The sequence below is a fragment of the Acinetobacter sp. SH024 genome, from assembly GCF_000163635.1.
Taxonomy (GTDB): domain Bacteria; phylum Pseudomonadota; class Gammaproteobacteria; order Pseudomonadales; family Moraxellaceae; genus Acinetobacter; species Acinetobacter pittii.
The window spans coordinates 14665-29892 of sequence record NZ_GG753608.1 but is presented as its reverse complement, the minus strand read 5'-3'; the positions used below and the strand labels follow the sequence as shown (position 1 = coordinate 29892).

The 15228-nt window shown below is 37.5% G+C and carries 18 protein-coding genes; 13 read left to right on the top strand and 5 right to left on the bottom strand.

Annotated features, from left to right (window positions below; genetic code table 11):
- The first annotated feature begins 427 nt into the window (after positions 1-427).
- From HMPREF0013_RS23980 to HMPREF0013_RS23970, 3 genes are read left to right on the top strand one after another with little or no spacing between them, the layout of a single operon-like run.
- Entirely contained in the window at positions 428-931 is a 504-nt protein-coding gene (locus HMPREF0013_RS23980) for a YfiR family protein (protein WP_002117836.1), read from the top strand.
- A 5-nt stretch (positions 932-936) separates the two neighbouring features.
- Entirely contained in the window at positions 937-2160 is a 1224-nt protein-coding gene (locus tag HMPREF0013_RS23975) for a diguanylate cyclase domain-containing protein (RefSeq protein WP_005804929.1), read from the top strand.
- 14 nt (positions 2161-2174) lie between these two features.
- A complete protein-coding gene (locus HMPREF0013_RS23970; protein WP_002117846.1) occupies positions 2175-2654 on the top strand; it encodes an OmpA family protein in 480 nt (159 codons plus the stop codon).
- 50 nt (positions 2655-2704) lie between these two features.
- Here the strand turns inward: HMPREF0013_RS23970 and HMPREF0013_RS23965 are convergent, their stop codons facing one another.
- Positions 2705-3715 carry a metallophosphoesterase gene (locus HMPREF0013_RS23965; protein WP_005804928.1) on the bottom strand — a complete coding sequence of 337 codons (1011 nt, stop codon included), beginning with the start codon at positions 3713-3715 and terminating at the stop codon, positions 2705-2707.
- 106 nt (positions 3716-3821) lie between these two features.
- Between HMPREF0013_RS23965 and HMPREF0013_RS23960 the strand changes: the two genes are divergently transcribed.
- Positions 3822-5447: a phospholipase D family protein gene (locus HMPREF0013_RS23960; RefSeq protein ID WP_005804927.1), complete on the top strand. Its 1626-nt coding sequence runs from the start codon at positions 3822-3824 to the stop codon at positions 5445-5447.
- Here HMPREF0013_RS23960 and HMPREF0013_RS23955 read toward each other — a convergent pair whose 3' ends face one another.
- Complete coding sequence (locus HMPREF0013_RS23955) at positions 5448-6257, bottom strand: lysophospholipid acyltransferase family protein (protein ID WP_005804926.1); 810 nt, start codon at positions 6255-6257, stop codon at positions 5448-5450.
- Positions 6258-6475: 218 nt separating this feature from the next.
- On the opposite strand from HMPREF0013_RS23955, the gene hflX reads away from it, so the two are divergent.
- The 4 genes from hflX to HMPREF0013_RS23935 all read left to right on the top strand — a co-directional run bounded on the left by hflX (position 6476) and on the right by HMPREF0013_RS23935 (position 9435).
- Positions 6476-7819, top strand: coding sequence for a ribosome rescue GTPase HflX (gene hflX / locus HMPREF0013_RS23950; RefSeq protein WP_005804925.1), 1344 nt, complete (start codon positions 6476-6478; stop codon positions 7817-7819).
- Positions 7820-7852: 33 nt separating this feature from the next.
- Entirely contained in the window at positions 7853-8224 is a 372-nt protein-coding gene (locus HMPREF0013_RS23945) for a hypothetical protein (RefSeq protein ID WP_002117849.1), read from the top strand.
- Between the two features lie 10 nt (positions 8225-8234).
- Positions 8235-8909, top strand: coding sequence for an LrgB family protein (locus HMPREF0013_RS23940; protein WP_005804924.1), 675 nt, complete (start codon positions 8235-8237; stop codon positions 8907-8909).
- 82 nt (positions 8910-8991) lie between these two features.
- A complete protein-coding gene (locus HMPREF0013_RS23935; RefSeq protein ID WP_002117847.1) occupies positions 8992-9435 on the top strand; it encodes a DUF2147 domain-containing protein in 444 nt (147 codons plus the stop codon).
- Between the two features lie 91 nt (positions 9436-9526).
- Here the strand turns inward: HMPREF0013_RS23935 and HMPREF0013_RS23930 are convergent, their stop codons facing one another.
- Genes HMPREF0013_RS23930 through pdxA form a run of 3 tightly spaced genes read right to left on the bottom strand, consistent with a single transcriptional unit; the run spans position 9527 to position 12189 of the window.
- The gene (locus HMPREF0013_RS23930; protein WP_005804923.1) at positions 9527-10369 is read right to left on the bottom strand and encodes a symmetrical bis(5'-nucleosyl)-tetraphosphatase; all 843 of its coding nucleotides are present in this window, start codon (positions 10367-10369) and stop codon (positions 9527-9529) included.
- Positions 10370-11182 (bottom strand): 16S rRNA (adenine(1518)-N(6)/adenine(1519)-N(6))-dimethyltransferase RsmA, encoded by an 813-nt coding sequence (rsmA, locus tag HMPREF0013_RS23925; RefSeq protein WP_005065242.1) that lies wholly within the window; start codon positions 11180-11182, stop codon positions 10370-10372.
- A gap of 23 nt (positions 11183-11205) precedes the next feature.
- On the bottom strand, positions 11206-12189 hold the full coding sequence (gene pdxA, locus HMPREF0013_RS23920) for a 4-hydroxythreonine-4-phosphate dehydrogenase PdxA (RefSeq protein ID WP_005804922.1): 984 nt from the start codon (positions 12187-12189) through the stop codon (positions 11206-11208).
- 173 nt (positions 12190-12362) lie between these two features.
- Between pdxA and rplM the strand changes: the two genes are divergently transcribed.
- The 5 genes from rplM to HMPREF0013_RS23895 all read left to right on the top strand — a co-directional run bounded on the left by rplM (position 12363) and on the right by HMPREF0013_RS23895 (position 15133).
- A complete protein-coding gene (gene rplM / locus HMPREF0013_RS23915; protein WP_002117832.1) occupies positions 12363-12791 on the top strand; it encodes a 50S ribosomal protein L13 in 429 nt (142 codons plus the stop codon).
- 12 nt (positions 12792-12803) lie between these two features.
- Entirely contained in the window at positions 12804-13190 is a 387-nt protein-coding gene (gene rpsI, locus HMPREF0013_RS23910; RefSeq protein WP_002048725.1) for a 30S ribosomal protein S9, read from the top strand.
- A gap of 174 nt (positions 13191-13364) precedes the next feature.
- Positions 13365-14018, top strand: coding sequence for a glutathione S-transferase N-terminal domain-containing protein (locus tag HMPREF0013_RS23905; protein ID WP_005065247.1), 654 nt, complete (start codon positions 13365-13367; stop codon positions 14016-14018).
- Between the two features lie 6 nt (positions 14019-14024).
- Positions 14025-14459, top strand: coding sequence for a ClpXP protease specificity-enhancing factor (locus HMPREF0013_RS23900; protein WP_005804921.1), 435 nt, complete (start codon positions 14025-14027; stop codon positions 14457-14459).
- Between the two features lie 17 nt (positions 14460-14476).
- Positions 14477-15133 carry a hypothetical protein gene (locus HMPREF0013_RS23895; protein ID WP_005065252.1) on the top strand — a complete coding sequence of 219 codons (657 nt, stop codon included), beginning with the start codon at positions 14477-14479 and terminating at the stop codon, positions 15131-15133.
- Positions 15134-15228 lie beyond the last annotated feature (95 nt).

Here is a 15228-nt window from a genome sequence, read left to right as displayed (position 1 = left end):
TATTTCGATTAATCAACCAGTAAAAATCCACACAAGTTGTTCTTCAATTCTCTTAATGATCTTCTTCCTGGTTCGTCACCAGCAAGCTAGGTCGGCTATATTACTCTTAATCTCTTAAAAGTCAACAGGTAATTTCGATATTTTTAAAACTTATCTCTCAAACCAACTTACCATCAAATTCATCACTTAAAGCAATCAACTTAATCACAAGTAACTGTTTTTCAACAAGTTTCTATCTGCATCACCGCCGATGGATGTGCATTATAGACCATTAACAACCCTTTGCAACCCTTTTTTTAAATCAATATCATCAACTGGATACTTTTTGAGCTTTTTGGTCACTTTTAGATGAGATATTAAACTTTTTTTACATTATCAACTTCATGTAGAATAGATTATTCGTGCAATAGTTTGGCATTAACTCACCATGTGGCAGTTCGCTAAAAAAGTATTTGTTTGCATACTTGTAGTGCTTGCTACGAGTGGGCCTTGTTATGCCAATTCAAAACATAATTTCTATGTACTTACTTTATCTATCCTAAGCTACAGTAAGTGGGAGAATGTAAATACTCCTACTCTTTGTGTGATTGATAACCCTTCTATTACATCTACTTTTCAATCTTACATCCAGCAAATGTCTTATAATTATCGCGTTCAAACTGTAAATGCGAAAGATTTTGCTCGGTCACATTGTCAGGCTGTCTATTTTTCTAGTACTTCTCCGCAGCAACAACAAAACCTTATTCAAAACTATCCTTATCATTCTTTACTTTCTTTAAGTATTAATAATTCAGAGTGCGAGATAGGAAGTATCTTTTGTTTATATACTCAGAATAATTACACTACCTTTAAAGTTAACTTAGATGCTTTAAGTCACTCCAAAGTTCATATTGATCCGAGAGTATTACTCTTGGCTAAGAATGCGGAGTAAGGATCATGATATCGAAGTTGTATCAGTCCACTTCACTGCACGCTTTATTTAGAAAATCTCAATTTACTATTTTTGCTATTACTTTTTTTATTTGCTCTTTTACGTTTGTCTCAATTTCCGTTTTTACTATGGAAACTTATGCCAAACAGAATTTGCAATTGCTTAGTCATACTCTATTAGAGCGTATTCAGCCCGCAGTTGTGTTTAATGATAAAATTACAATAGAGCAGATTTTGAATGAGTACACGAATGATCATTCAATTCGTACTATTCATATTTATGATTCAGAGCACCATCTGATCGCCCAAAGTTTTAAATTATCAAGTCAAACTTCAATTTTAGAAGGCTGGTTTGATCACTGGTTTTTAAATGAGCCTGTTCATCTTACAATTTATCATCATGAACAAAATGTAGGTGAACTTACACTTTTTGGTAGCTCTGAAAAAATATTGCAGTTCCTCAAAATGATTATAGTAGGACTTGCGATTGCAATGTTGTTTATTGTTTGCGCTTTATGGTGGTCAGTAAATTTAACTTATCGTCAAATTATGCAGGCTATTTATCCACTTACTAATATTGCTCAAATTGTAAGTGAACAAAAAGCTTATAATCTTCGTTTTCCTTATAACCGAATTAAAGAATTTCAAGATTTAAATACCGTTTTTAACGAGTTACTTGAAGAAATTCAGATATGGGATAACCAGCTACAAAAGGAAAATCGTAAATTATCCTTTCAGGCTCATCACGACCAACTCACCTTATTACCTAATAGACATTATTTTTACCAAATCCTTTTAGACATGTTTGAAGATAAAGGGTTTGATAATAAGTCTGCATTATTATTTATAGATAACAATAACTTCAAAGCAATTAATGATCAATTTGGCCATTTAGCTGGCGATGAAGTTTTAAAAGAAATGGCAAATCGCCTGCAAACTCGTTTGCGTCATCAAGATTTTATTGCACGGTTAGGCGGTGATGAATTTGCTGTCATTTTGCATTCCATTAGTCATGCTGATCATTTAATATCTATTGCTGAAAATTTACTCGAAAGCTGTAAAGAACCATTGCATCTAAATGGTCAAACCATTTACTTCAGTTTCAGTGTAGGTATTGCTTTATCACAATTTGCATCTAGCCCCGAAGATTTCATTATGCAAGCAGATCAAGCAATGTATAAGGCTAAAAATTCGGATGAACACTGGTTTATCTATAAACCTGAAAATTAAATTTAGGCTAATCTATGAATACAAGATCTTTAAAACTCTCTTTTATTGCATTGCTATGCATTACTCTTGCAGGGTGCCTGAGTTTTGGTCCATTAAAATATCGTCAAGTAAAATTGCTCAAAAAAGAAGGTTTCGTTCTTACTGATGAAGGCTGGACTTTAGGTTTACCAGAACGCTTGTTATTTGACTTTAATAATGCACAGTTAAAACAAAGTCATGAAGCTGAGTTAGTACGTCTGGCAAATCAACTGAATAAATATGACCTGAATAAATTGAAAATTGTTGGTCATACTGATGATGTTGGTGATGCTACATATAACCAAAAGTTATCTGAAGAGCGTGCTCAAAGTGTGGCAAACCTTTTCTTAACACGTGGATTCAAAAAAGAAAACATCTACGTAATTGGCCGTGGTTCAACGCAACCTTATGTGCCAAATACAACCAATGAAAACCGTGCCATTAACCGACGTGTTGCGATTGTCGTTATTCCATAATTAGATTTAACTCATAAAAAAGCCAATCCTCTGTGATTGGCTTTTTTATTTTAAACTAGCTCAATAATATCAATGGTTGGTGGCACTCTGAAACGCAAAGGAATTCCAACCATTCCTGTGCCAACGGTAACGAAGACATCTGCATGCTCGTGAGAGTAAAATCCACGCTTATGACCTAAAATTGATACTTTTTTCATAATATAGTTAGTCAACCATGGAAGCTCTACCTGCCCTCCATGTGTATGTCCAGATAACATTAATGGTCGATTCGGTAATTTAGGTACCATATCTACCGTATCGGGGTTATGAGATAAAATTAACCAAGGCTTGTCTTGCGGTAAATCTGGCATAGAACGCATATCGGTTTTGCCTGCCCATAGGTCACCAATACCAATCAAACGAAATTCTTCAAAATCAACAATCTTACCTTCGATATCAACAACTTCATTATAAAATAGGGCATCTTTTAATAGTTGCTGAATTGGTGGACCAGGATATTGCTCATCATGATTCCCAGGAACAGAATATACAGGTGCCTGAATTTCTTTTAAAACTCTTAACTCTTCAATCAGTCTATCTTCCGGCTCATATGTCCAATCACCAGCGACTACCACTAAATCAGGTTGCTGTTCATTTAATTTTCTAACGATGGTTTTGAGCTGACGTTCATGTCCGGAAAATAAACCAATATGTAAATCTGCAATTAAGGCTACTTTTACTGGTTTATCAAAACTACGATCTGGATTTAACCGATATTGATGAGTATCGACACGCACTAAATGAGGTTCGATAAATCGGGCATAAATTAACACGCCACTTAAGAAAAAGATGAAAATACCTTGATGAATTGAGTAGTAACCAATCCAAGCAGCATATAAATTAAAAAACCAGAGAGGAATAAGTAGATAAGAGAGATAAAATGCGAGTAGATGTACAAAAGCTTTAAATGGATGAATCGTCTCGGTTCGTGATTGATGAATCCAAGCCTCAGAAATTCCCCATAGAGCAAGTATTGAAAAAATAAAGTAAAAACAAAAAATGATTGAATTCGGATTCCACATTACGACTCTCGACTTATCTTATATTGATTGCTAGTAATCAAATTCAATATTTATCTTTCAATATGCACGAATTATACTCTAGCTCACCTTATCGTATGTACTGATTATGGCACAATCCTTTCATTCCAAACAGCTTCAAACGAATCAACAAGCTAAAGGCTTTTTGATAAAAGCCTCTATAGTCCTATGTTCAAGTTTTGCTGTGGGTTTGACAGGATGTAGTACTCTGCCAAAACATGGTGTTGAGCCTGTGCAATATGCAAAGGACATTGATACCTCTGAGACTTCACTTGCCAAAATTATTACACCTTTACGCCAGCAAAATCCAAAGTTAACGGGTTTCCATGTTCTAAATGATCCTCTGGAGGCTCTCGCGGCTCGACTTAGATTAATTGATAAAGCCGAAAAGACTTTAGATTTACAATATTACATTTGGGATAATGACAAAGTTGGTGCTTTAGCCTTGCACGCGATTATTCGTGCAGCTGATCGAGGTGTAAAAGTCCGACTTCTTATTGATGACAATAATGCAAAAAAAATGGAAGGGATTTTACTGGCCCTTTCTCAGCATAAAAATATTGAAGTTAAGCTTTTTAATCCCTACCGTTTCCGCAAATATCGTGCGATGGATATGGTGCTTGATTTAAAACGTATCAATCGTCGTATGCACAATAAAAGTTTTATTGCCGACAATGAGGTTGCTCTTATTGGCGGGCGTAACATGACCAATCAATATTACAATGTAAGCGATAGCTATCAGTTTTCTGATGTCGATGTAATGTTGGTAGGCGCTGCTGTTGATGATATCGTAAATTCGTTTGACGATTACTGGAATCATGAATATGCATATTCAGTTCAAAGTATCGTAAGTCCTGAGCAGCACCGTTTACGCTATGAAGGCTTAAAAGAACAACTCGAAGCACACTATCAACAAGCTACCGTCCAAAACTTTTTAAACTTAACCGCAAAATCTCATGCATTTGATCAATGGCTAAATCACAATATTCAATTTGATTGGGTCAAAGCAGAAGTCGTAAAAGACTCACCTGATAAAATCAAATCGAAAGCTAAGAAAGAAGAACACCTCAATTTCCAGCTAATTAATCATTTGGAAAAACCAGAGAGTAACGTTGACTTAATCTCTGCTTATTTTATTCCTGAAAAACAAGGCGCCAAGATTTTAAGCACGCTTGCCAAAGAAGGTGTTGAAGTTCGAGTTTTAACGAATTCTTTTAAAGCGAATGACGTTGCTGTTGTACATGCCTTTTATGGGAAATACCGTAAAGAGCTGCTTAAAAACGGCGTACAACTTTATGAATTTTTACCGACACCAGATAAAAGAGATTTAAATAAAAATACAGATGAGCTTGCTACTAAAGCTAAAGTAAACATGAAAGGATTAAGCCGCTCAAGTTTGCATACTAAACTTATGGCATTAGATGAACAGGTTTTTATTGGTTCATTTAACTTTGATCCGCGCTCGGCTTACTTAAATACTGAAATTGGTGTGATTTTAGATAGCCCATCGCTGGCTAAGACGATTCACCATACAATGGATGAAAATTTAAATAAGTATGCTTATAAATTAAAGCTCGACACTAACAATCATATTTATTGGCAGCAAGAAACTCCAAATGGTCCTGTAATTTATAGACAGGAACCTGAGATGAAATGGTGGCAAAAAGCAGGCATGAAGTTTCTTTCATGGCTGCCACTTGAAGGATTTATGTAATTAGTTTTTTGGCTTAAGTACTTTCTGATGTAGTTGAGCCAAACCTTCCACCATTTTTTCTTGAACTTCGCGCGTTAAACTTTTGACGTCATGCCCTTCCACTGAAATAGGAGGCAAAGTTAACAGATGAGCTGTTACTTTAGGCATTTCAAGTACACGTTGAATATGTTCGGCAAATGTCATGTCACCAATGAATGGCGCAACTGTATCTAATTGCCCATCGCGGTTTACATAACAAATCAAACAAACCTGTACTGGACGCTGTGCTTCAATCGCTGCCCCCAGTAATCGCCCATGAACTTTTTTAACAGAATGTCCATCTGTAGTTGTGGCCTCAGGGAAAAATAATACGGGAATATTCTGTTTTAAAAATTCAGCAATTTGTTCACGAATTCTGACGGAATCGCCAGATCCGCGCTTAATAAATAACGTTCCACCACTTTTGGCTAAATTTCCAAGAATAGGCCAATTTTCAATTTCAGCTTTAGCCAGAAAGAAAACTCGCGCACCTGAACCTAGAACTGCAACATCTAGCCAAGAAATATGATTACTTACCCATAAAGCTGGTTCTCTAGGAATTGTGCCATGTACTTCTATATCTAAATTAAAAACCTGACATAAACGGCGGCAAAAGTATTGGACATAACGTGTATTAACAGGATTATTAGGATCTTTATAAAGCCCATGTCGATAAACTAGATAGAAACCTTCACTAATTGCGGCCGTGGCAGAAGTGACCTTTTTTCCGTATAAACCTATTTTTGATAATTTCTTTAACGTTGAATTAACTATACTTTGCGTTTGAGCCATAAAATTTCACTAACGATTAATCATTGTTATACCCATCTCAAGTTATTCTATACGTTTCGTAATAAACTTGCATTGACGTTAGAGAACGGCAAATAAAATAAATCTGAACATTAGACTAATCTCATATAACTAATCTAAAGGATGAGAACAAACGCTTTCCCCTTTTGCTTAAGTTTCCTCTAGAATAAAGTTTTCCCATTTTCAGGATTTATAGCCACGTGGAATATGTTGATCGGCATCAAGGCGGTGAACGCACAATCTTAGTGAGTGTTTCTGTACAATTATTAGATGATCTGGATGCCGAAGAGTTTGCTCTACTTGCACAGTCTGCTGGTGCAGATATCCTTGAACATGTTAAGGTTCAGCGTAATAAGCCTAATCCTAAATTTTTTATTGGCTCAGGCAAAGTCGAAGAAATTGCAGAGCAAGTTCAGGAGCTAGAAGCGAGTCTGGTTATTTTTGACCACGCGTTATCACCTGCTCAAGAACGAAATCTAGAAAGAATATTAAAATGCCGAGTTATTGACCGCACAGGCTTAATTTTAGATATTTTTGCGCTGCGTGCCCGTACGCATGAAGGTAAGTTACAGGTCGAACTTGCTCAGCTTAAACATTTATCTACTCGTCTTATTCGTGGTTGGTCTGCCGACTTTGAACAACAAAAAGGTGGTATCGGCTTACGTGGCCCTGGTGAAACACAACTAGAGACAGATCGCCGGCTCATTCGTGTTCGTATTACCCAATTAAAAGATAAATTAGACAAAGTCCAACAGACTCGTATGCAAGGGCGTGCAGCAAGACAAAAAGCAGCTATTCCAACGATTTCATTAGTAGGTTATACCAACGCTGGTAAATCCACTTTATTTAATATTTTAGCTAATAGTGATGTCTACGCAGCTGATCAACTATTTGCAACACTCGATCCAACCCTACGCCGTTTAGACTGGGATGGTATCGGTACTGTTGTGCTAGCAGATACAGTAGGTTTTGTACGAAACTTACAGCATGATTTGGTTGAATCATTTAAAGCAACACTTGAAGAAACGCTAGAAGCGACCCTTTTACTACATGTTATTGATAGTAGTAGCCATGACATGCTTGACCAAATTGAAGCGGTTGAAGGCGTATTAAAAGACATTGGTGCTGATGCTCCCGTACTTCGGGTGTACAACAAAATTGATCTAAGTGGTGAAGAGGCCAAAATTATTTATGCTGAGCCACACGTCCCAGATCGAGTTTATGTTTCAGCTCATTCTGGTCAAGGTCTAGAGTTGCTCCAAAAAGCAGTACAAGAATGCTTAATGGGCCAAATTCAAAAGTTTTCACTCGTGCTTAAGCCTGCTTATGGCAAATTACGTACTCAACTTTATGCCTTAAATGTGATTGAGTCTGAACATTATGATGATGCAGGCTTATTACATATTGATGTGAAGATTGCGCCACATAAGTTAGAAAAGCTGATTCGCCAAGCAAAGCTTCCATTGGATGAAATCTTAGGAGAACACGCAAGACAATTTAAGCGCCCCTTGGAAGAGTTTGAAATCAAGGGCGATATCAGTTAAAACTTGATAAGTAAACTTTTAGAGATAAAAAATATGGATAAGATCAAAAGTATAGACTGGACAGCATGGGTAATTACATTACTACTCATTATTGGTTTTCGTGAAGGCTCTGTCGTTGTCATGCGTGCTTTTGGTCATCCAGAATTAGGTAATCTAGTCGGTCTAATCAGCTTACTTATTATTTTACTGATTTGGAGAAAGTTTAAAAAAATTCCACTTCGAATAGTAGATACCAATAATAAAATCATGAAAGAAAGTGGATTCGCGTTTTTACCTATCTGTGCAGGTTCATTAATTATGCTGGTACATATGGGTAAGGAAATTCCATTATTTCTTTTTGTTTTAGTGGTCAGTACCCTTATACCTTTGTGGGTCTATGCAAAAATGGCAAAACGTTGGTTATAAGGAGAATAAAATGTTTACGATTTTCTACGGATTTTTGATCACATTAATTGGTTATCTGTGTGCAAAGCCTTTAAACCGACGTTTCCCGCAAGTTCCACTTTTAGTTTTTGGCATGTTCATTGTAATTGGCTTACTTTCAGTTCTACATGTGCCATATGAACAGTATCGTCTTTATGTGAATGACTTATTTGGTCATCTATTAGGTTATGTCACTGTAGCCTTAGCCATTCCCTTAGCTGCAATGCGTTACGATGATCTTCCAATTAAATCGGTCATTGGTATTTTACTTTTTGCAAGTATTAGCGCCGTTGCCCTACCTATGGGGCTAGCATACTTGTTACATATGTCCGAACCTACAATTCTTGCATTTGCCACCCGTGCAGTAACTACTCCAATTGCTCTGAACATCGCAACTTTATTACATGCTCCTGAAACACTTGTGACCCTTATTGTTATTTTGTCTGGGGTAATTGGCGCTGCATTCTCACCATTCTTACTTAAACATATTCATGATGAGAGAGCATCAGGTTTAGCCTTAGGTTTAGCTGCACATGCCATCGGAACAGCTCAAGCTTGGCAACGCGGACCCGTTGCAGGTCGTTACGCTGCATTTGGTATGGCATTGAATGGTGTATTTACTGCAATTTGGCTACCAACATTAATGTTGTCTTTTGGAACACCATAATTAAGAAGTTGATTAAATAAACATTGAACGGTCTATCAATTCCAAATAAGATGACCTTTCAAAGTTAAAAGGATTTTTAATTATGGGGAAAATTTTTATTGGAGCTCTGCTCTTATTGGGGATTAATACTGCTACATTTGCAGCAGATATTACAGGTCTCTGGCAAACAATTGATGATAAGACAGGTGCTCCCAAAGCACAGGTAGAAATACGAAAAGAAGCGAACGGGACATATGCCGGGAAAATTATCAAAGTAACGCCACGCCCAGGTTATACGCCTAAAGAAATTTGTGATAATTGCCCTGCGCCATATACCAATAAACCGATTTTAGGTCTGGATATCGCAACTGGTTTAAAACAGGTAGATGGACTGAACTATACTGGCGGTAAAATTTTAGATCCGAATACTGGTAAAGTTTACGGGCTTAAAGCAAAACTTAGTTCAACTGGCAAACGCTTACATATGCGCGGTTATCTCGGAGTTTCAGCTTTAGGGCGTAATCAAATCTGGATACGAGTAGAATAATAGTTCCCAATAAAAAAGCCGCTTCTGCGGCTTTTTTATTTTAACTCAGCTACAAGCTTCATCTTACGTTCATAGCAAAGCATTGCTTTTCTTATAGTTGCACTGGGTTTTCAACAGAAAAAATTTCTTTGTCTTCAATACGATAAGCCATTAATTTTCTGCCCCAAACATAGCCACCATCGATATTCTGGATCTGCTCATTAATAGTTCGGCCCTCGAGCGCAGCCCAATGACCAAAAATAATCTGATGAGTTTGTGCGGCTTTGCTCGGAAATTCAAACCAAGGTAAATAACCTTCGGGCATTGGTGCATCCAAAGAATCTTTAAAACTAAACTCTAAAGCCCCTTCGGCATTGGTTAAACGCATGCGAGTCAAATAATTGGTAATACAACGTAAACGCGCAGAACCAGTTAGGTTATCTTCCCACAAATCTGGTTTAGAACCATACATGTCTGCTAAAAAAGCATCCAATACAGATAAATCTTCGTTTGCGAGTACAGCCTCAACCTCTTTTGCCAACGTTACAGTTTTTTGCGCATCCCAAATACAAGGTATGCCAGCATGAGTAAGGATCGTATGCTCGTTTGGCAATAAACATAATGGCTGTTTACGTAACCAATCGATTAACTCATCACCATCAATAGCATCAATAACGTCTTGGGTACGATCTTTTTCTTTAATCTCTTTTAAACCACGCGCACCCGCAATTAAAGTCAGGTCATGATTTCCAAGTACAGTTGCAGCAGCTCCGCGCTCAGCAAGCTTTTTAATAAAACGTAATGCCCCTACCGAGTTTTCACCACGTGCGACTAAATCACCAGCAAACCATAAAAAGTCTTGATCTGGATCAAAACGTATTTCTTTAAGCAAGGCTTTTAGAGCTTCAAAACACCCCTGCACATCACCAATAACATAGTTAAAACGCTTAGTCATTTACGCCACCATTTGATCGGCCAAAGCAACAAATTGGGCAAGTGTTAAGGTCTCTGGACGAGCCATCGGATCAACACCAGCTTTTTCAAAGCCATCTTCTGCAATCATACCTTTAAGACTGTTTCTTAATGTTTTGCGGCGCTGAGTAAATACATGGGCAACCAGTCGAGCTAAAGCTTTTTCATCTTTTGCTGTAATTGGCTTTTGATCATAAGGAACAAGGCGGAAAACAGCGCTCGTTACTTTAGGTGGTGGGTTAAATGCACCAGCTGGCACTTCAAATAAAAATGTTGGTTGACAGTAATACTGAATCATTACCGACAAACGTCCATATTCTTTCGTATTCGGTTCAGCAGTAATACGGTCAACCACTTCTTTTTGCAGCATAAAGTGCATATCTTTAACTTTGCTGCCAAATTCCAAGAGATGAAAAAGTAATGGGGTGGAAATGTTATAAGGTAAGTTACCGACTACACGTAATGGTCGGCCATCTTTTACCAGTTCGCTAAAGTCATATTTTAATGCGTCAGCTTCTATAATCGTCAAACGTTCAGGATGTGGAACACGTTCTGGTAGCCCAGCAGCTAAGTCACGATCTAGTTCCACTACTGTTAATGCATCACACTCCCCAATTAAAGGAGAGGTTAAGGCAGCTAAACCAGGTCCAATCTCAACAATATTGTCGCCTGTACGCGGACTTACAGAGCGCACAATTTTGGCAATGACTCGTTGATCATGTAAGAAGTTTTGACCAAAACGTTTACGAGCTTTATGCCCTTCATCTTTCGGGTTTAGGGCATTAATTTGATACATAGAACATTTCCAACATGAAAAATTTAGCTCGCTGCTAAAGATAAAGCTAAATCAACAGCGACATTTAAACTTGAGCTTTTTGCCAAACCAGTCCCAGCTAAAGACAACGCAGTGCCATGGTCAACCGAAGTTCGAATGAAAGGCAAACCCAATGTAATATTGATGGCTTCACCAAACCCTTGTGATTTTAACACAGGTAAACCTTGATCATGGTACATGGCAAGTACAGCGTCTGCATTTTTAAGATGTTCTGGAGTAAATAAGGTATCTGCAGGCAAGCTTAAACTCATTTTAATCCCTTGCGCCTGATAACTTTCGAGTACCGGATTAATGGTCTCAATCTCTTCACGCCCCAAATAACCATCTTCACCTGCATGAGGATTTAAGCCACACACTAGTACACGTGGGTCTGTAATCTTAAATTTAGTTTTTAAGTCATGCAGTAAAATATCAATGACCTGATGCAATCGCTCTTTGGTAATTGCATCCGCTACATCTCTTAAGGGTAAATGTGTAGTTGCTAAGGCGACACGCAAGGTTTTGGTTGCAAGCATCATTACGACACGCTCTACACCTGCAAACTCTTGATAGTATTCAGTGTGACCACTAAACAAAATTCCAGCATCATTAATAACCGATTTTTGCACGGGTGCCGTGGCTACTCCCACACTTTTACCAGACATTGCATAATCTGCTGAACGACGCAGTTGTTCTAATACGTAGGCTGCATTAGCTGGGTTTAATTGACCATCAATGACAGTTGCTTCTAAAGGCACATGTTCTATATAGAGTTCATTCAGAGATGATGACTCAGGCTGTCCGGTATATTCTATAAATTGAATATCGATCCCAAGTTTTTGGGCACGTTGCTCTAATAAGTCTCGGTCACCCAAGATAACAACAGGGCGTTCATCAACCCGCTTAGCCAAGCTCAAACAGATATCTGGACCAATACCAGCCGGCTCACCGGAAGTGACATATAATGGCAGCACAATCACTCCAGACACATAACAAGAATTTTTTTGATTTTAACATATCTGACATTCATCAGTTTATGGATTAAATTATATGGCTTAAACTGGATTTTTCTTGTGAGTTTGGACAAACTCGTTTAGAATGCTCGCTCCTTTTGTTTGGACAGATTCCATAGTCCAAACCAACTATAATAGGTAGTGGTTTAATGAAAACTCTCAGCGCTAAGCCAGCTGAAGTTCAACATGACTGGTATGTTGTTGATGCTTCTGGCAAAACTTTAGGTCGCCTTGCGACTGAAATCGCTCGTCGTTTACGCGGTAAGCACAAAACTTCTTATACTCCTCACGTTGACACTGGCGATTACATCGTTGTGATTAATGCTGAACAAGTTCAAGTGACTGGTAAAAAATCACTTGATAAGAAATATTATCGCCATACTGGTTTCCCTGGTGGTATCCGTGAGACTAACTTTGAGAAGTTAATTGCTCACAAACCTGAAGCTGTTCTTGAAAAAGCGGTTAAAGGCATGTTACCAAAAGGTCCTCTTGGTTATGCAATGATCAAAAAAATGAAAGTGTACGCTGGTACTGAGCATCCGCATGCTGCTCAACAGCCACAAGTTTTGGACATCTAAGGGATACAGCACATGGCTACTAATTATGGTACAGGTCGCCGTAAGACCGCAACTGCACGTGTTTTCTTGTCAGCTGGTACAGGTAAACTCGTTATTAACAACCGTACTTTAGAGCAATATTTCGGTCGTGAAACTGCTCGTATGGTTGTTCGTCAACCTTTAGAACTTTTAGAAGTTACTGAAAAGTTTGACCTTTACATCACTGTTAAAGGTGGTGGTATCGGTGGTCAAGCTGGCGCGATCCGTCACGGTATTACTCGTGCGCTTATCGCTGCTGACGAAACTTTAAAACCTGTTCTACGTCAAGCTGGTTTCGTTACTCGTGATGCTCGTGAAGTTGAACGTAAGAAACTTGGTTTACGTAAAGCTCGTAAGCGTCCTCAATTCTCTAAACGTTAATTCGTTTATCGAGTTGGACAAAAAGCCTTGGATTTTTCCAAGGCTTTTTTATTATGAAAATAGAGCCACAAAATGCAAACTTATAAATATAAACAAACTATCTCTTTAGAACCGTGATTTCCTACAGCATTTTTAGTATCCTAATCGATTCACTCAACCACGTCGTCTTGTGATATGTCGGTCGAAAACACCTCTATTCAGGGGATTACCCTTTACAGTCATGCTGATGATTTCCGTTCTCACTGGATTCGTTTCTTATTAGCAGAGAAACAAATCAAATATCAATTAATCATAACTGACCATGAAGACGAAGATTTAGCCAGCTTAAATCCTTACAACCAATTACCGATGTTGGTCGAACAAAATCTTAAATTATTTTCAGCACCTATCATCGCTGAATATTTAGATGATCGTTATCGTCAAAGTAAGCTTTATGCAGATGCACCTATGATGCGTGCGGAACAGCGTCAGTATATCTGGAGACTTGAAAACGACTGGTTTAAGTTAGCAGATCACATGTTAAAACATGCGGACTCTCTAAATGTCGAACAAAAGCAAAAAGCTCAAAAAGAACTACGTGAAACATTAATTTCACTTACTCCCCTATTTCAGCATTTTCCGTATTTCATGTCTGAGAATTTTACAATCTTAGACTGCATGCTTGCCCCTATCTTTTTAAGATTAAATAGCATGGGAATTGATTTACCAAAACAGCACTGTCGACCTATATTTTTGTACTGTAAACGTATCTTTGAACGGCCTTCTTTTGCTAAATCAATGACGCCTCAAGAGAAAAACCGTTACAATGAACTATTAAATATGGAATAGCGTGATATGTCTGAGCAAACTATTGATTTAACCCCTACACGTCCTTATCTTGCTCGTGCAATCTATGAATGGATTTGTGATAACCAGCTTACTCCTTATCTATTAGTTGATGCGACACAACCGTATACCGACGTTCCGCAACAATTTGTTAAAGATGGGCAAATTGTTCTAAATATTGTGCCCCATGCAGTTCATCAATTGCTTATTACCAATGAAGCTATTACTTTTTCAGCTCGTTTTGGCGGAGCATCAAAAGACATTTATGTCCCTATTCAAGCTGTTTTAGGGATTTACGCACGAGAAAATGGACAAGGTTTATTCTTTGATCCTGAAGAATATGCCAATGTAACACCTGTAGAAAATACAGTAGAGTCAGAAGTACAAGAAGCAACTGAAACAACATCGACTAAGAAAAAACCATCGTTAAGAATTTTAGATTAAATTTAGAGGAAGAAAGCATGGCATTTGATTTAGTCCAATACTTTGCTGAGCAGATAAAAATTCAAAAGCCTCAGCTTTTAAATCAATATCCAGTTAATGAAAAAAATAAACTGATTGATGAGGTGAATATTCTTACGCTTGGAAAACTGATTAGTTTATGGCGTCAGAATGATAATAAGATTTATCAAGAAATCAAAACCTCAGATCCACTTTATATTCAAGAAGTTGCTCGTCATTTAACGACTTCTAAACATAATCAGTCGACTTTAAAAAATTCAGAACTAGAACAGAGTATTTCTGAAATTTTAACTTTGCAGTTAGCAGAACTTAATCAGCTCGATGAAACAGGTGGTTTTGGACATAATGGCTTAAAAGAGTTAATTTTAGGTCAGATTGAACACTTATCAGGTCAAGCTGAAGATTGGGTTTGGTCAACAAACCACCTAAATGAATTAATTGGTTCTAAACCTGTGGAACAAGAAGAGCTATCATTGGATACAACAATGAAGGAGTTCAACCAAATGGTTCACCAAGCCCAACCTCATCATGATGACGTGCATATTGAAGAACAAGCCGCCGAAATTTCTGTACCTACATGGTCAAAGATTGTTGCCCCTGTAGTTGCTTTAGCAATTTTGGGCTATCTCTACTGTATTTATACACAGCTCGTTTAATTTAATTTTTATATAAAAAAAGGGGAATTCATTATTCCCCTTTTTATGATTAAAATTAGAATATTTTATTTTCCAATATTTTATTAACATTCTAT